The 16,098-nt window shown below is 71.5% G+C and carries 15 protein-coding genes and 2 pseudogenes; 6 read left to right on the forward strand and 11 right to left on the reverse strand.

The genetic code is table 11. The annotated features are described in order from the left end of the window. Window positions 1–133: 133 nt before the first annotated feature. The 3 genes from RUMESO_RS18935 to RUMESO_RS18945 all read left to right on the forward strand — a co-directional run bounded on the left by RUMESO_RS18935 (window position 134) and on the right by RUMESO_RS18945 (window position 2,142). Window positions 134–514, forward strand: a complete 381-nt coding sequence (locus RUMESO_RS18935; RefSeq protein WP_169791204.1) for a hypothetical protein — start codon at window positions 134–136, stop codon at window positions 512–514. A 60-nt stretch (window positions 515–574) separates the two neighbouring features. Continuing rightward, window positions 575–1,402 (forward strand): 2,3,4,5-tetrahydropyridine-2,6-dicarboxylate N-succinyltransferase, encoded by an 828-nt coding sequence (dapD, locus tag RUMESO_RS18940; RefSeq protein ID WP_037282369.1) that lies wholly within the window; start codon window positions 575–577, stop codon window positions 1,400–1,402. 86 nt (window positions 1,403–1,488) lie between these two features. Continuing rightward, window positions 1,489–2,142: a sulfotransferase family protein gene (locus RUMESO_RS18945; RefSeq protein ID WP_037282371.1), complete on the forward strand. Its 654-nt coding sequence runs from the start codon at window positions 1,489–1,491 to the stop codon at window positions 2,140–2,142. 4 nt (window positions 2,143–2,146) lie between these two features. On the opposite strand, the gene RUMESO_RS18950 is transcribed toward RUMESO_RS18945, so the two are convergent. The 4 genes from RUMESO_RS18950 to RUMESO_RS18965 all read right to left on the reverse strand — a co-directional run bounded on the left by RUMESO_RS18950 (window position 2,147) and on the right by RUMESO_RS18965 (window position 4,952). Continuing rightward, the gene (locus RUMESO_RS18950; protein ID WP_051521493.1) at window positions 2,147–2,527 is read right to left on the reverse strand and encodes a response regulator; all 381 of its coding nucleotides are present in this window, start codon (window positions 2,525–2,527) and stop codon (window positions 2,147–2,149) included. A gap of 150 nt (window positions 2,528–2,677) precedes the next feature. Further along, entirely contained in the window at window positions 2,678–3,283 is a 606-nt protein-coding gene (gene plsY, locus RUMESO_RS18955; RefSeq protein WP_037282373.1) for a glycerol-3-phosphate 1-O-acyltransferase PlsY, read from the reverse strand. After that, window positions 3,283–4,560 carry a dihydroorotase gene (gene pyrC, locus RUMESO_RS18960; RefSeq protein ID WP_037282376.1) on the reverse strand — a complete coding sequence of 426 codons (1,278 nt, stop codon included), beginning with the start codon at window positions 4,558–4,560 and terminating at the stop codon, window positions 3,283–3,285. Before pyrC ends, plsY begins: the two co-directional genes overlap by 1 nt. Before the next feature lie 65 nt (window positions 4,561–4,625). Continuing rightward, entirely contained in the window at window positions 4,626–4,952 is a 327-nt protein-coding gene (locus RUMESO_RS18965) for a TfoX/Sxy family protein (RefSeq protein WP_037282378.1), read from the reverse strand. 81 nt (window positions 4,953–5,033) lie between these two features. Between RUMESO_RS18965 and RUMESO_RS18970 the strand changes: the two genes are divergently transcribed. Continuing rightward, window positions 5,034–5,276 carry a DUF3072 domain-containing protein gene (locus RUMESO_RS18970; RefSeq protein ID WP_037282381.1) on the forward strand — a complete coding sequence of 81 codons (243 nt, stop codon included), beginning with the start codon at window positions 5,034–5,036 and terminating at the stop codon, window positions 5,274–5,276. 783 nt (window positions 5,277–6,059) lie between these two features. Here the strand turns inward: RUMESO_RS18970 and RUMESO_RS18975 are convergent. The 4 genes and pseudogenes from RUMESO_RS18975 to serB all read right to left on the reverse strand — a co-directional run bounded on the left by RUMESO_RS18975 (window position 6,060) and on the right by serB (window position 9,445). Beyond that, the gene (locus RUMESO_RS18975) at window positions 6,060–6,617 is read right to left on the reverse strand and encodes a hypothetical protein (RefSeq protein ID WP_245639340.1); all 558 of its coding nucleotides are present in this window, start codon (window positions 6,615–6,617) and stop codon (window positions 6,060–6,062) included. 203 nt (window positions 6,618–6,820) lie between these two features. Beyond that, a pseudogene (locus RUMESO_RS18980) lies at window positions 6,821–7,779 on the reverse strand (aspartate carbamoyltransferase catalytic subunit). Window positions 7,780–7,814: 35 nt separating this feature from the next. Beyond that, window positions 7,815–8,579, reverse strand: a complete 765-nt coding sequence (locus RUMESO_RS18985; protein ID WP_037282385.1) for a TSUP family transporter — start codon at window positions 8,577–8,579, stop codon at window positions 7,815–7,817. Then, window positions 8,579–9,445, reverse strand: a complete 867-nt coding sequence (gene serB / locus RUMESO_RS18990) for a phosphoserine phosphatase SerB (RefSeq protein WP_037282387.1) — start codon at window positions 9,443–9,445, stop codon at window positions 8,579–8,581. Before serB ends, RUMESO_RS18985 begins: the two co-directional genes overlap by 1 nt. 153 nt (window positions 9,446–9,598) lie before the next feature. On the opposite strand from serB, the gene RUMESO_RS18995 reads away from it, so the two are divergent. Both RUMESO_RS18995 and serA read left to right on the forward strand, forming a co-directional pair. Then, window positions 9,599–10,753, forward strand: a complete 1,155-nt coding sequence (locus RUMESO_RS18995) for a phosphoserine transaminase (protein WP_037282390.1) — start codon at window positions 9,599–9,601, stop codon at window positions 10,751–10,753. A gap of 114 nt (window positions 10,754–10,867) precedes the next feature. Beyond that, complete coding sequence (gene serA / locus RUMESO_RS19000; RefSeq protein WP_037282393.1) at window positions 10,868–12,463, forward strand: phosphoglycerate dehydrogenase; 1,596 nt, start codon at window positions 10,868–10,870, stop codon at window positions 12,461–12,463. A 105-nt stretch (window positions 12,464–12,568) separates the two neighbouring features. Here the strand turns inward: serA and RUMESO_RS28650 are convergent. The 3 genes and pseudogenes from RUMESO_RS28650 to RUMESO_RS19015 form a co-directional block, all read right to left on the reverse strand. Then, window positions 12,569–13,144 (reverse strand): annotated as a pseudogene (locus RUMESO_RS28650) (HAD family hydrolase); the annotation flags it as partial. A 56-nt stretch (window positions 13,145–13,200) separates the two neighbouring features. Continuing rightward, a complete protein-coding gene (locus tag RUMESO_RS19010; protein ID WP_082484307.1) occupies window positions 13,201–14,313 on the reverse strand; it encodes a lipocalin-like domain-containing protein in 1,113 nt (370 codons plus the stop codon). Then, on the reverse strand, window positions 14,303–16,000 hold the full coding sequence (locus RUMESO_RS19015; protein ID WP_342670803.1) for an FtsX-like permease family protein: 1,698 nt from the start codon (window positions 15,998–16,000) through the stop codon (window positions 14,303–14,305). Before RUMESO_RS19015 ends, RUMESO_RS19010 begins: the two co-directional genes overlap by 11 nt. Window positions 16,001–16,098 lie beyond the last annotated feature (98 nt).

A 16,098-nucleotide genomic window follows, 5' to 3' on the forward strand; every position in this document is an offset into this window, starting at 1 on the left:
CTTTCGGTCATCGACTCGTCCTTGTCTCTTTGGGGCCACATGGCACGGATCGCGGAAAAACCAAACCCGGGGCGCGGCCGCCATGGTTTCGTCCGGTTCCTGCGGGAGGCTGGGCCGGGGGAGGGCGATGGCGATGGCGGACTGGGAGTTCACGACCGAGGGGTTCCGCGACCCGGAGGAGGTCCGGCGCAGGCACGTCAACGGCCTGGGGGGCGCGAGGCTGGCAGGGGCGCTGCGGGCGCATCTGGACGCCTGGGGCCTGCCCTGCGGCGAGGTCTACCCCGAGGACTTCGGCTGGGCCTTCGAGGCGACGGGGCCGGAGGGCCTCCACCTCTGCGCCGTGGCGCTGGAGCCCGGCGCGGGCGGGGTCCTGACCGGGCACGCGCTGACCGACAAGCGGCGGACGGTGCTGGACCGCCTGCTCGGCCGCCGCCGCGAGGCGCCGGACGAGGCCGTGCCGCTGGCGATCGAGGCGTTCCTGCGTGGCCATCCGGAGATCCGCGACCTCGCGTGATTGCGTGGCGAAGCCCTGGCGCCTATAGGCCGCTCTCGACACGCACCGGAGGTCCTGCCCATGTCCCACGCCGCCCTCGAAGCCGCCATCGACGCCGCCTGGGAGGATCGCGCCTCCCTCACGCCGTCCACGAAGGGCGAGGTCCGCGACGCCGTGGAGACCACGCTGGAGGCGCTGGACTCCGGCTCGCTCCGGGTGGCGGAACGGGGCGCGGACGGGCAGTGGACCGTCAACCAGTGGGCCAAGAAGGCGGTGCTGCTGTCGTTCCGGCTGAACGACATGGCGATGCAGGAGGGGGCGCCGCAGGGGGCCTCGTGGTGGGACAAGGTCGACAGCAAGTTCAAGGGCTGGGACGAGGCGCGCTGGCAGCAGGCGGGGTTCCGCGCGGTGCCGGGCTCCATCGTGCGGCGGTCGGCCTTCATTGCCAGGGGCGCCGTGCTGATGCCGTCCTTCGTGAACCTGGGGGCCCACGTGGGCGAGAACACCATGGTGGACACCTGGGCGACCGTGGGGTCCTGCGCGCAGATCGGGGCGAACGTGCACCTCTCGGGCGGGGTCGGCATCGGCGGCGTGCTGGAGCCCATGCAGGCCGGCCCGACGATCATCGAGGACGACTGCTTCATCGGCGCGCGCTCCGAGGTGGTCGAGGGCTGCATCGTGCGGCAGGGCTCGGTCCTGGGCATGGGGGTCTTCATCGGCAAGTCGACCAAGATTCTCGACCGCGCGACCGGCGAGGTGACCTACGGCGAGGTGCCGCCCTATTCCGTCGTCGTGGCGGGGTCCCTGCCCTCCTCGGGCGGCGTGAGCCTCTACTGCGCGGTGATCGTGAAGCGGGTGGACGCGCAGACCCGCTCCAAGACCGGGATCAACGAGCTCCTACGGGACTGAGCCCGACCCGCGCGACCGACGGCCCGGACTGTGTTACGCTGCGTCAGGCCCGGCACGAGCCGGGCCGGACGTCAGAGGGAGGGCCCATGTCCATGCAGGTGATCGGCGCCGGCCTTGGCCGGACGGGAACGTATTCGCTGAAGCTCGCTCTCGAACGGCTGGGGTTCGGCCCCTGCTACCACATGGAGGAGGTGCTGGCGCGGATGGACGAGCGGGTGCCGCTCTGGACCGCGGCGGCACAGGGGAGGCCCGACTGGGCGACGATCTTCCGGGGCTACGGCAGCGCCGTGGACTGGCCGGTGGCGGCCTTCACCCGCGAGCTGGCCGAGGCCTATCCGGCGGCGCGGTTCGTCCTCACCGTCCGCAGCCCGGAGAGTTGGGTGGCGAGCTTCGGCGAGACGATCGGGAAGCTCATGGACGGGACGCCGCTGCCGCCGCCGATGCAGGACTGGCTGGCCATGGGGCGCGCGGTGCTGGCGAAGAGCGGCGTCCATGCCGGGCTGGACCGCGAGGGGCTGCGGGCAGCCTTCGCCGCGCATACGGAGGCGGTGAAGGCGGCGGTCCCGGCGGAACGGCTCCTGGTCTTCGAGGTCAGGGAAGGCTGGGCGCCGCTCTGCGCCTTCCTGGGCGTGCCGGTGCCGGACGAGCCCTTCCCGCGCACGAACGAGCGGGAGGAGTTCTGGCAGAGGATCGCCGACAGCGCCCCGGCGGCCGCGACGGAAGGCGCGGGGGCGGCCTGAGCCGTCAGCCGGCCAGGACGCGGGATATGACCTCCTGGAGGTCCCGCTCCTGGAAGGGCTTCTGCAGGAGAGGCTGGCCCGTGAAGCCGTCGGGCAGGCCCGCCGCGCCGTAGCCGGTCGCGAAGGCGAAGGGGATGCCGCGACGGCGCAGCTCCTCGGCCACCGGCACCGTGTTCTCGCCCGCGAGGTTCACGTCGAGCAGCGCGGCGTCCACGGTCTCGGTCCCCAGGAGGTCGAGCGCCTTGTTCACGCGGGCGGCGGGACCGACCACGGTGGCGCCGCCGTCCATCAGGATGTCCTCGATCAGCATGGCGACGATCATCTCGTCCTCCACCACGAGGATGCGCTTGCCGGCGAATCCCGCGCCGGTCCCGTCCTGGGTCATCGTTGTCCTCCCCCACCGATGCGGCCAGCCCAACGCGAGCGGGGCCGGAGGTGGAGCCCCCGGCCGTCCCTGCCCGCGATCCTCATGGCCGCCGCTGCCATGCCATGAGGATACAGCATAGGGCCTCGGCGGGGCGGAGCAATCGTTGACCTAGCGTCGACCGATGCGCGGCTCGGTCCCCGCGAGGAGGCGGGCGATGTTGGCGCGGTGGCGGACCAGGATCAGCGCGGCCAGGGCGATGGCGAGGACGACGACCTCGCCGCGTCCGAGGAGGACGGCCCAGAGCGGCGAGAGGACCGCCGCCACCAGGGCCGAGAGCGAGGAGATGCGGAGAAGCGCCGCCGTGGCGGCCCAGGTGGCGCAGGCGGCGAGGCCGACGGGCCAGGCGACCGCGAGGAGCAGGCCGAGGGCGGTCGCGACGCCCTTGCCGCCCCTGAAGCCGAGCCAGACCGGGAAGCAGTGGCCGAGGAAGGCCATGGCGCCCGCGAGCTGGGCCGCGTCCTCGGGCGCGACGGCGCGGGCGAGGAGGACCGCCAGCGCGCCCTTGCCGCCGTCGAGGAGGAGCGTGGCAAGCGCGGCGCCCTTGCTGCCGGTCCGCAGGACGTTGGTGGCGCCGATGTTGCCCGAGCCGATGGAGCGCACGTCGCCCAGGCCCATGGCGCGGGTCACGAGGACGCCGAACGGGATGGAGCCCAGGAGGTAGCCGAGGACGGCCCAGAGGAGGAGCGTCGTGGCGGGGGAGACGATCTCGGGCATCAGGCCCCTCCGACGCGGCGGCCCGCGACCCATGTGCCCCTGACGCGGCCCTGGAGGCGGGCGCCGTCGAAGGGGGTATTCTTGGACTTGGACAGCATCCGCCAGCGGTCGAGGACGAAGGGCGCGTGCAGGTCGAAGAGGACGAGGTCGGCGGGGGCGCCCTTGCGGAGCCGTCCGGTGGGGAGGCCGAGGCAGCGCGAGGGGTTCAGCGACAGGGCGCGGAAGAGCTGCGGGAGCGAGAGGCGACCCGCGTGGACGAGGCGGAGGCTCGCGGGGAGCAGCGTCTCGAGGCCCACGGCGCCGGGGGCGGCGCCCTCGAAGGGGAGGCGCTTCGATTCCTCGTCCTGCGGCGTGTGCATGGAGCCCAGGGTGTCGATCAGGCCGGAGGCCAGGGCCTCCACGGCGGCCTCGCGGTCCTCCTCCTGCCGGAGGGGGGGCACGAGCTTGAAGAAGGTGCGGTAGTCGCCGACGTCGAAGTCGTTGAGCGTCAGGTGGTGGACCGAGATGCCGGCGGTGACGTCGAGGCCCTGCTCCTTGGCGCGCAGGAGCGAGGGGAGCGACGCGGCGGTGGTCACCTGGTCGGCGTGGAGGCGGGCGCGGGTCATCTCGAGGAGCGCGAGGTCGCGTTCGAGGCCGATCCGCTCGGCCATGGGGCTCACGGCGGGGAGGCCGCGGAGGCTCGCGAACTTGCCGCTGGTCATCACCGCCCCGCGCGAGAGGCCGGGGTCCTGGACATGGGTGACGACGAGGGCGCCGAGGCCACGCGCGTAGGTCAGGGCGCGGGCGAGGACGCGGGTGTCCTCGGTCACGCGGTCGCCGTCGGTGAAGGCCACGGCGCCGGCGTCGCGGAGGAAGGCGATCTCGGTCATCTCGCGCCCCTCGCGGCCCTTGGTCAGGGCCGCCATGGGGAGGACGTGGACGGGGCTGTCGGCGGCCGCGCGGCGGGCCACGAACTCCAGCGTCTCGGGCGTGTCGATGGCAGGGAGCGTGTCGGGGCGGGTCACGATGGTGGTGACGCCCCCGGCGGCGGCGGCGAGGCCGGCGGAGCGGAACGACTCCTTGTGACGCTCGCCGGGCTCGGAGACCTTGACGCCCCAGTCGACGATGCCGGGAGCGAGGTGCTTGCCGTTGCCGTCGATCACCTCGTCGAAGTCGCCCTCGGGGTCGGGGGGGAGGAGGTCGGCGATGAGGCCGTCCTCGATGAGGAGGGCGCCGGGCTGGTCCGTGCCGCCCTCGGGGTCGATCAGGCGGACGTCGCGGATCAGGGTCCGTGTCATCGGCCTCTCCTCCCCCTGGCTGGACGCGCCTCCCCTAGCCCCGCGAGGGTTGGGCCGCAAGGCGGCTACTTGGGCGGGAGGGAGGCGACGAAGGCGGTTGCGGCGTCGAGGACGCGGGCCCGGAGCGCGGGGTCGGCGGCGAGGCCCGGCGGGAGGCGGACCCAGCCCTTCATGGAGCGGGTGCCGGACATCGGCGTGGTCACGCCGGGGAGCGCGAGGGCCCAGCCTTCGTTGCCTCGGCCGAGGCGGGCGAGAAGGCCCTCATGGCTCGCGCAGGCGAGGAGGTTGCCCCGGAGGAGGAAGGCGAGGCTGCCGAACATGGTGGTCTCGGTGATGCCGTCGCGGGTGGTGAGGTCGGCGCGGAGACGCTGTTCGAGGTCGCGGTCGCGCATGGCGAGGTCCACGAAGCGGTGAGTCGGCGGAACCTTAGCACGGCGAGAACATTATAGGAACAACAGCATGGAGACAGCATCATGGCGCAGGCCAAGGCGCATCACGACGAGCACAACACCAAGGTCCACCCCGAGGGAAACGCGCAGAAGGACCCGGAGACCTGGGTCACGGGCGACGAGCCGATGACGGGGGCGCAGGCGTCCTACCTGCGGACGCTCTGCGAGGAGACGGGCGAGGAGTTCGACGAGGGGCTGTCGAAGGCCAAGGCCTCGGAGATGATCGACCGGCTGAAGGAGAGGTCGCCGAGGCTGAACGGGGGCTGAGGGGGGCCCTGCCCCCGCGCTGCGCGCTTCCCCGGGTTATTTGGGGTCAGAAGACGGGATGAGGTCCTCGGCCCCCTGCCCCTTGGCCCGGCGGAGTCCGGGCGTGGAGGGACAGGGGGCGTGGACCCCGAGTCGGAGCGTTCTCCGCCCGCCGGGTTGGCACGGCGGGGCGGAGCGGCCTCCGGTCCCACGCCGCCGGGGGCCAACCCGGCCGGCGTGGGGGGCGCGTGTTCGACGCGCGGCGGCCGGGTCTTTGCGAGGCCGTGCCATGACCTCTCCCAGTGGGGCGCGATGCCTAACCGGAGGACGACGCCAGGACCCCCTGGAGGTGTCATCGCCGCTCCCGCCCCTCAAAGAGCTCTCGCCCGGGGGAACCGGTCCCGGGCTTGGTCGGCCATCTGGAGCGAGCCCGCGCGGAGGTCCGACCAACCATGGCCCTCCGCGCGGGGGAGCGGCTTTCAGATGCCTCCGGGAACACCTCGCCGGCCTGCACCCGTGCGGGTGGTCTCGGGTCCGGGAGGATCGGCCGGGGGTGCCGCTCCTGATCTCGTGCCGTCAGGGTGCCGGGGGCGGGTTAACGAATGGTGAATGGGGCGTTCGGTGGGGGGTGGGGCGACGCAACACCCTGGAGGCAAGTCGCTGATCCGGCGAGGGAAGTTGCTCGGCGGGGGTGTTGCGTCGCCCTTGGTGGGTGGGCGCCAACCCACCACGAATCAGTCGATGCGGGACGCTCGATTCGGGTCGGGAATGGTGGGTTGCACCCACCCTACGGGACTACGGCGTTCAGGGCAGGATACCGCGCCAAAGTGGCTCGTGGCTGCCTTGGTGGTTGGGCAGGCCGGGCTTGGTCAGACAGCCCTTAGGCTCGACGTAGCTGTCGATGCGGCGGACGGGTTCCTCGCGCCAGGACAGGTTGAAGGCCCAGTAGGTCGGGAAGAAGAACATTTCTGAATAGGGCAGATGGTCGTGAATCCACCAAGCGAGGCGCTGCCAGTCGCCAGGGGCTTGGAAACGGTCCCAGAAAGATGGGACAACGATACAAGCCGTAGCGCCCATTCGGCCCTCGGCGTCGCGCTGGTCCCAGATATGGGCGGCACGGTTCGCCTCGTTGGAAGCGCAGTTGTAGCCCTTCTTGTTGTCCCTCATCGCCTGGGACCCGAAGCCGTTCACCTCGGGCGAGCGGTAGGCGGAGCGGATGGCGATACGGCCGAAGGCATCTTGAAGAGGCTCGAGGAGTTCCTCGCAGAGCCGGGTGCCGGCGGCGATGGCTAGGTCGGGGTCGTCTGGGACATTGGCGAAGCCATGGATCGCGGCGATGTCCGAGAAGAGGAAGTCGCGCACGAAGAATGATTTCGACAGTCGGACACGACCGAAGTCGCTGAGGGTCTGAACGGAGGTAGGCTTGCGCATGGTCGGACCTGAGGGAGTGATCCCGTTTCCATGCGCCTTTGCCCTCGGTGGGCTGAAGGCTCTGCTTGCAGATCTGACTGATCTAGCGCCCTAGTGGGTTTTGAAGGCCACGCCCTCACCGCCCGAACAGGCACCTACCCCTCCCCCACCGCCTCCCGCCCCCTCGCCTTACGGAGGTTCCGCGCCAGGAGGTCCATCGCGGCCATGCGCACCGCCACGCCCATCTCCACCTGGGTCTGGATCACCGAACGGTTGATGTCGTCGGCCAGCGTGCCATCGATCTCCACGCCCGCGTTCATGGGGCCGGGGTGCATGACGATGGCGTCGGGGCGGCGTGGGCGAGCTTCGCCGCATCCAGGCCGTAGAGGTGGAAATACTCGCGCTCGGAGGGGACGAAGCCGCCGTCCATCCGCTCCTTCTGGAGGCGGAGCATCATCACCACGTCGCAGCCCTCAAGGCCCTCCTCCATGGAGGAGAAGACCTCGCAGCCGAAGGCGTCGATGCCGGCGGGCATGAGGGTCGGCGGCGCGACGAGGCGGATGCGGTTCTCCATCTTGTGGAGGAGCAGGATGTTGGAGCGGGCCACGCGGCTATGGGCGATGTCGCCGCAGATGGCGATACTCAGGCGGTGGAGACGGCCCTTGCGGCGGCGGATCGTGAGGGCGTCGAGGAGCGCCTGGGTCGGGTGCTCGTGCCGCCCGTCGCCGGCGTTGAGGACGGCGCAGTTCTGGACCTTCTGGGCGAGGAGGTCCACGGCGCCGGACATGGGGTGACGGACCACGAGGAGGTCGGGGCGCATGGCGTTCAGCGTCAACGCGGTGTCGATCAGGGTCTCCCCTTTCTTCACCGAGGAGGCGGCGACGCCCATGTTCATCACGTCCGCGCCGAGCTTGCGGCCGGCGAGCTCGAAGCTCGACTGCGTGCGGGTCGAGGGCTCGAAGAACATGTTGACCTGGGTGAGGCCCGAGAGCGCGTCCCCGGCGGGGAGGCCCTTGCGGTTGCGCTCCGCGTAGGAGTCCGCGAGGTCGAGGAGGGTGGTGATCTCCTGCGGGTGGAGGGGCTCGATGCCGAGGAGGTGGGACTGGCGGAACATGGGCGGCACCTCCTGAGGATCGGGGGTCGTTTACGTCAGGCGCTCCAGGCCTGCCAGAGGAGGCGGAGGGCGAGGGCCACGGAGGTGACGACGAGGAGCGGGCGGATCACGCGGGCGCCCACCCGGACGGCGAGGCGGGAGCCGACCTGCGCGCCGGCGAACTGCGCGACGCCCATCGAGAGGCCGACGATCCACCAGGGCTGGGCCACGAGGGCGAAGACCAGCATGGAGCCCACGTTGGAGGCGAAGTTGAGGAGCTTGGTGTGGGCGGTGGCCTTGAGGAGGCCGAAGCCGCGCAGGGTCACGAAGCCGAGCATGAAGAACGAGCCCGTGCCCGGCCCGAGGACGCCGTCGTAGAAGGCCATGCCGGGGACGAAGGTGGCGTCGAAGGTCCCCTCGCTCATCCGCTGGTGCCGGTCGTCGTCGTTCAGGCCCTTCTTGAAGGCGAAGTAGAGGGCCACGCCGATCAGCAGGATGGGAAGGACGGCGCGGATCGCCTCGGCGGGGAGGTGGGAAGCGACGAGCGCGCCGCCGCCGCCCGCGAGCAGGGCCAGGAGCGCGGGGAAGGCCTGGGTGCGGGGCTCGACCTGACCGGCGCGGGCGTAGTGGAGCACGGCGGAGGCGGTGCCGAACATCCCTTGCAGCTTGTTGGTGGCGAGCGCCGTCACGGGGGGCGCCCCGGCGAGGAGGATCGCGGGGAGGGCGAGAAGGCCGCCGCCGCCCGCGATGGAGTCGATGACGCCCGCGATGAAGGCCGCGAGGACGAGGAGCAGGAGGATCTCGGGGCCGATGGGGAGCATCAGGCGAACTCGTCGCGCGCGTAGCCCTGGAGGTAAAGGAGTGCCGTGAGGTCACCGTGGTTGACGCGGAGGCGGCACTCGGCCTGCACGGCGGGCTTGGCGTGGAGGGCGACTCCGGTCCCGGCGAGGCGGAGCATCCCGAGGTCGTTCGCGCCGTCGCCCACGGCGAGGACGTCCTGGGGGGCGAGGCCGAGGCGGCTCGACACCTCGGTCAGGGTGGCGACCTTGGCCTCGCGGCCGAGGATGGGCTCCTGCACCTCTCCGGTGAGGCGGCCGTCGGCGGAGAGGAGCGTGTTGGCGCGGGCCTCGTCGAAGCCGAGATGGGCGGCGACGGGACGGGCGAAGCTCAGGAAGCCGCCGGAGACGAGGACGGCATGGGCGCCGTGGGCCTTCATGGTGGCGAGGAGCGTGGCCCCGCCGGGCATGTAGGTGATGCGGTCGCGGAGGACCTCCTCGATGACGGCCTCGGGGAGGTCCTTGAGGAGGGCCACGCGCTCGCGAAGCGCGCCCTCGAAGCCGATCTCGCCGTTCATGGCGCGGGCGGTGATGGCGGCGACGTGCTCGCCGACCCCGGCGACGACGGCCAGCTCGTCGATGCACTCCTGCTGGATCATGGTGGAGTCCATGTCGGCGAGGAGCATCCGCTTGCGCCTGTTGGCGGCGGGCTGGAGGAGGAGGTCGATGCCCTCGGCCTGCAGCTCCTCCCACAGGTCCCGGAGGTCGGCGGGCTCCTCGGGCAGCGGGAGCTCGGCGGCCTCGCCCGGGGCCAGCCAGCGGACCTCGCCGCCGGACCAGCGGGCGCGGATGGCCTCGGGCAGCGCGCGGGGCAGGCCGCCGGGGGCGGCGATGAGGGTGGCGGCGAGCATAAGTTTCCGATCGTAGTCGCGGCCCCCGCAGCAGGGGCGCGTTCGCGGCGGATTAGACCCATTTGGCGACTTGCGGAACCCCGGCGGGGCGCTCTACCCCTTGCGGCGGGACACCCCTCCCCAACGAGGGGCTTTTACCTGGAAGGGTAGCACATGACGCTGCAAGAGCCGCAGGCCAAGCCTGCGAACCCGCGTTTTTCCTCGGGCCCCTGCGCCAAGCCCCCCACCTGGAGCACCGACGCGCTGAAGGACGCCAGGCTCGGCCGGTCGCACCGCGCCGCCGAGGGCAAGGCGCGGCTGAAGCGCGCCATCGACCTCACGCGAGAGGTGCTGGCGGTGCCGGACACGCATCGCATCGGGATCGTGCCGGCCTCGGACACGGGCGCCGTGGAGATGGCGATGTGGACCATGCTGGGCGAGCGGCCCGTGGAGATGGTCGCCTGGGAGTCGTTCGGCGAGGGTTGGGTCACGGACGCCGTGAAGCAGCTCAGGCTCGACGCGCGGGTGCACCGGGCGGATTACGGTAAGATCGTCGACATGGCGTCCTTGGACTACGACCGCGACGTGGTCTTCACCTGGAACGGCACGACCTCGGGCGTGCGGGTGCCGTCGGGGGACGTGATCCCGGCCGACCGCAAGGGGCTCACGATCTGCGATGCGACCTCGGCGGCCTTCGCGCAGGAGCTGCCGTGGGACAGGCTCGATGTGACGACGTTCTCCTGGCAGAAGGTCATGGGCGGCGAGGCGGCGCATGGGGTTCTCGTGCTCGGTCCGCGCGCGGTGGAGCGGCTTGAGAGTTACGTGCCCGACCGGCCGCTGCCGAAGATCTTCCGGCTCACGAGCAAGGGAAAGCTGATCGAGGGGATCTTCCAGGGCGAGACGATCAACACGCCCTCGATGCTCTGCGTCGAGGACTGGATCGTGGCGCTGGAGTGGGGGAAGTCGGTCGGGGGCCTTGAGGGGCTGATCGCGCGGGCGGATGCGAACGCCAAGGCCGTCTGGGACTTCTGCGACGCGCGGCCTTGGGTCGCGAACCTCGCGGAGGACGCAGGCACGCGGTCGAACACCTCGGTGTGCCTCAGGTTCACCGATCCGCGCATCGCGGACGGGGCGGCGTTTGCGAAGGCCGTGGCCAAGCGGCTGGAGCAGGCGGGCGCGGCTTGGGACGTGGGCGCGTATCGCGATGCGCCTCCGGGCCTGCGGGTCTGGTGCGGGGCGACGGTGGAGCTGGCGGACGTGCAGGCGATGCTGCCGTGGCTCGACTGGGCATTCCATGCCGAGATCGAGAAGGTCGCGCAGGCGGCATGAGGTGCATGGCGGGGTGAACCCCGCCCTACGGGTGCGAGATCGCGCGCCCGGTTCCCCCTTCGTAGGGCGGGGTTCACCCCGCCACCCCCAAAATCAGGATTCATGGAGCCCCACATGGCCCCCCGCGTGCTCATCTCGGACGAACTCTCGACCGCCGCCGTGCAGATCTTCAAGGATCGCGGCGTCGAGGTGGACTACCAACCCAAGCTCGGCAAGGACAAGGACGCCCTCCTCGCCATCATCGGCGACTACGACGGCCTCGCCATCCGGTCGGCCACCAAGGCGACCGAGAAGCTGATCGCCGCCGCGGCGAACCTCAAGGTCATCGGGCGGGCGGGGATCGGGGTGGACAACGTGGACATCCCGGCGGCGTCGAAGAAGGGCGTGATCGTGATGAACACGCCCTTCGGGAACTCCATCACCACCGCCGAGCACGCCATCGCCATGATGCTGGCGGTGGCGCGGCAGATCCCGGAGGCGAACGCCTCGACCCATGCCGGCAAGTGGGAGAAGTCCCGCTTCATGGGCGTGGAGCTGACCGGCAAGACGCTGGGCGTGATCGGCGCGGGCAACATCGGCGGGATCGTCTGCGACCGGGCGCGGGGCCTCAGGATGAAGGTGATCGCCTACGACCCCTTCCTGTCGGAGGAGCGGGCGGACCAGCTCGGCGTCGAGAAGGTGGAGCTGGAGGACCTGCTGCACCGGGCGGACTTCATCACGCTGCACGTGCCGCTGACGGACCAGACCCGCAACATCCTGTCGCGCGAGGCCATCCAGAAGCTGAAGCCGGGCGTGCGCATCGTCAACTGCGCGCGGGGCGGCCTCGTGGACGAGGAGGCGCTGGCCGAGGCGCTGAAGTCGGGGCACGTCGCCGGCGCGGCCTTGGACGTCTTCGCGGTGGAGCCCGCGACGGCCTCGCCGCTGTTCAACCTGCCGAACGTGGTCTGCACGCCGCACCTCGGCGCCGCGACGACCGAGGCGCAGGAGAACGTGGCGCTCCAGGTAGCCGAGCAGATGTCGGACTATCTGCTGACCGGGGCGGTGACGAACGCGCTCAACATGCCCTCGGTGACCGCCGAGGAGGCCAAGGTGATGGGGCCGTGGATCCGGCTCGCGGGGCATCTGGGCAACTTCGTGGGGCAGATGACCGACGAGCCGATCAAGGCGATCAACGTGCTCTATGACGGGGTCGCGTCGACGATGAACCTCGCGGCGCTGAACTGCGCGGTGATCGCGGGGATCATGCGGCGGGCGAACCCGGACGTGAACCTCGTCTCCGCGCCGGTGATCGCGCGCGAGCGGGGCATCCACGTGAGCACCACGCGGCAGGACCAGACCGGGATGTTCGAGGGCTACGTCAAGGTGACGGTCGTCACGGACGCGCGCGAGCGGTCGGTGGCGGGGACGGTCTTCTCGGACGGGAAGCCCCGGTTCATCCAGATCAAGGGCATCACCGTCGATGCCGAGATCGGGGCGAACATGGTCTACACGACGAACGAGGACGTGCCGGGGATCATCGGGACGCTCGGTCAGACGATGGGCGAGAACGGGGTCAACATCGCGAACTTCACCCTGGGGCGGAGCCAGCGCGGCGGCGAGGCCATCGCGATCCTGTATGTGGACGACCCGGTGCCGGAGCCGATCCTCGACAAGCTGCGGCGGACAGGGATGTTCCAGCAGGTGAAGGCGCTGGCCTTCGACATGGCGTGACCGCGGCCTAGGCCAGCGCGAGCGGCGATTCGTTGTAGCATTCGAGCAGGTGGGCGGGGTCGCGGTAGACGGCGACCGCGCCCGCCGACTTGAGGGAGGCCTCGGTGAAGCCCCCGAGAGGACGCCGAGGAACGGGTAGCCCGCCGCGCGGGCGGCCTCGGCGTCGTAGGGGGTGTCGCCGATCACGATGGCCGTCGCGGGGTCGGAGAGGCCCAGCTTCCGGAAGGCCGCCTGGAAGATGTCGGGGAAGGGCTTGGACCGCTCGGCCTCCTCGGAGGTCGTCTCGGCGTCGAGGAGGTCCTTGATGCCGAGCAGTTCCTTGTGGTGGGCGACCTCCTCGGGCTTGCCGGAGGTGGCGAGGGCAGTCCTGAGGCCGTCGACGCGGAGGCGCTCGAAGAGGTCGCGGACCCTGGGAAAGGGCTGGACGCGGGGCATGTAGTCGCGGGTGAAGAGCTCGGCGCGGGCCTTCTCCATCTCTTCCTGGCGTTCGGCGAGGAACTCCGGCGGGACGAGGCCGGGGAGGAGCTGGTCGCTGCCCTTGCCGATGTGGCGGCGGATCTCGTCGTAGGTGGCGGAAAGGCCGAACCACTGGAAGATGTCGAGCCAAGCCTGGGCGTGGAGGTCGACGGTGTCCACGAGCGTGCCGTCCACGTCGAAGATGACGGCCTGGGGTCGGGGCATGATGGGTCTCCGGGGCTGGTAGGCAGCCCAACCGCCGGGCGCGCGGGCTGTTCCCGTCAGTAGCCGGTCATTTCGAGGTAGCCCACGCCCTTGTGGGAGCCGGTGATGGTGATGGGGCCCTCCCAGTAGGGGACGGAGGTCGCCATCCAGCTCTGCGGATTGAGGGCCTCGACCGTCACGTCGAGGCCGTGGTCGGGGAGCGTGACGTGCCAGCGGGTCGGGACCTCGCGGCCCTCGACCTCGGTGGTGTCCTCGGGCTCGGCGGTGAAGGCGCCGTTCGGGTAGGGCGTGGGGGTGCCGTCGGCGGCGATCCAGGTGGCGACGGCGTAGGGCTCGCCTTCGGTGGCGCGCAGGCGGTAGCCCATGACGCGCTCGCCCCCGTCGAGGACGAGGGCGAACCAGTCCCAGCCGACCTGCCGGTCGGTGAGCGGCTGGGAGGACCATTCGCGGTCGAGCCAGGCGGTGCCGGTGACGGGCACGTCGCCTTGGGGGAGGTGCAGGGTCCCCTGGATCGCGAAGAAGGGCTGGGAGTAGTAGTGGCTGGCCTGCCCGTCCTCGGACTTGACGGAGTAGCCGTGGTCGCCCTGGAGAACGACGGGGCCCTTGGCCGTCAGGTCCATGTCGTAGCCGATGTCGGTGCCTTGGGCGGTGAGGGTGGCGGTTTCGAGGTCGTCGCCGGTGAGGCGCCATTCGTCGATCCAGGCGTCGAAGGGGTCGAGCGCGACGCCCGCCTGCCCGGTGCCGCCGCGCGCGAGGCGCTCGGCGACGTAGTGATGGTCGGGCGTGGTGACGGCGGCGTGGGCCATCCAGAGCTGGTCCGTGTCGGCCTCGCCGGGGGCGAGGGCGGAGCGGAACAGCGTCCATTGCAGGCCGTAGGGAGTGCCATCCTCGGCGGAAAGGTTGGCCGTGACGTACCACCACTCGATGCGGAAGTCGGGGTGGGGGCCGTGGTCCCTGGGGAAGCTGAACTCGTAGGCGGGGTCGGGGAGCGCGTAGCCCTCGGCGCTCTGGCCGAGGCCGGCGAAGCCCTGCCCCTGGGCGGCGAGGGGCCAAAGGGCGAGGAGGGCTCTTCGTAGGGTGCGCTTCAGCGCACCGGGCCAGCGAGCGCGGCGGGCGGCGGATGGTGCGCTGAAGCGCACCCTACGGGGGCGCAACGGGTCAGCGCTCATCCGAGAACACCTTGAGGAGGAGCGAGGGCGGGACCCTCGCGAGGCGGATCGCGGGCCAGAGGGCAGCCGCCGCCGCGGCGAGGAGGGCGAGGCCGAGGAGGCGGAGCCAGTCCAGCGGGAAGAGGAACATCGGGAGCTTCCAGCCGAAGGCCTCGACGTTGACCACCGCGAGGAGGACCCAGGCGAGGGCGAGGCCGAGGGGGAGCGCGGCCAGCGCCGTCAGCGCGGAGAGGCCCACGGCGCGGAGGAGCTCCAGCCGCCCCAGCGTGGCGCGGCGGGTGCCGAGAGCCCAGACCGGCGCCAGTTGCGGCAGGCGGATGGCACCGAGGGTGAGCAGCGACATCAGGAGCGCGAAGCCCGCGACGGCGAGGGTCAGGACGTTGAGGGCGGCGGTGACGGTGAAGGTGCGCTCGAAGATGGCGAGGGAGATCGCCTTGAGGCGGGACTGGTTCACCACGCGCTCGGGCGCGAGGCCGAAGTCCCGCACGAGGCGCTGCGCGAGGGCGGGGACGTCGTCGGGCGGGACGCGGAGGGCGAAGCTGAGGGGGTCCACCTCGGGGAAGGTCCGGTGGAACAGGGACTCGGCGATGATCGCCTGGCCCACGGGGTTGCCGTAGTCGCCGTAGATGCCGAGGACCGGGAGGGTCACGGTTTCGGTGAGGGCGAGCGGGTCGCCCACTGAGAGGCCGGCGCGGCGGGCGAGCTGCTCGTTGACGACGGTCCCTTGCCCTTCGGCGAGCTTGTCCCAGGCGTCCGGCACGGCGGAGAGGAAGCGCCAGTTCTCGCGGTAGGTGGGGTCGTCGCGCAGGAGCCGGACCTCGCCGGGCTGGCCTTCGAGCGGACGCTCGACGGCGGCGATGGGGAGGGCGCGGGTGCCATCGGGCAGGGCGGCGAGGACGCGCGCGGCGGCGGGGGCGTCGGGGACCTCGATGTAGAGCTCGGAGGCGAGGCGCTGGTCGAGGAAGTCCGTGAAGGTCTGGCGGAAGGAGGAGACCATGGTGGAGACGCCGACGTTGGCCGCCATGGCGAGGAGGAGGGCCATCAGGGCCAGGGAGAGGCCGGGGAGCTCGGCCCTCGTGTCGGCCCAGACCCATTGGGGCAGGGCCTCGCGGGCGAGGCGCTGGCCGAGCGACAGGACGCGGTCGAGGAGGAGCGGCAGGAGGAGCGCGCCGCCGATCATCAGGGCGCCCAGCATGGCGAAGCCGGCGGTCAGGCCGTGGCCCCAGAGGCCGAGGGCGAGCGCGAGGGCGAGGAGCGCGAGGCCCGCGAGGCCCTGGGTCCTGGCGCGGCGGGCGGCCCAGCGCGCGCCCGCGCGGCGGGTGCCTCCGGCGAGGAGCGGCTGGGTGGCGAGGCGGCGGAAGGCGCTCGCGGCGGCGACGGCGGTGCCGCCCAGCACGATCAGGAGGCCGGAGAGCGCCCAGAGGGGGCGGAAGGTGAGCGTCCCGGCGACCTCGGCGCCGTAGAGGCCGCGCAGAGTGCCGGCCACGTCCGGCAGCAGCGCGGCGGCGATCAGGTAGCCGAGGATCAGGCCCAGGGCGCCCGAGGCGAGGGCGAGGAGCGCCAGTTCAAGGGCCATGAGGAGGATGAGCGTGCCGAGCGGCATCCCCATGGCGCGCAGCGTGCGGACGGTGCCGCGCCGCTGCTCGAAGGCGAGGCCCACGGCGCCATGGACGATGAAGAGGCCCACCGCGAAGCTCAGGAGCCCGAAGGCGGTGAGGTTGAGGTGGAAGGAGTCGGTCAGCGCGCCGATGTCGGTCCCCTGGCCCGGCTGCTCGATGCGGAGGT

The organism is Rubellimicrobium mesophilum DSM 19309, from assembly GCF_000600335.2.
Lineage (GTDB): Bacteria > Pseudomonadota > Alphaproteobacteria > Rhodobacterales > Rhodobacteraceae > Rubellimicrobium > Rubellimicrobium mesophilum.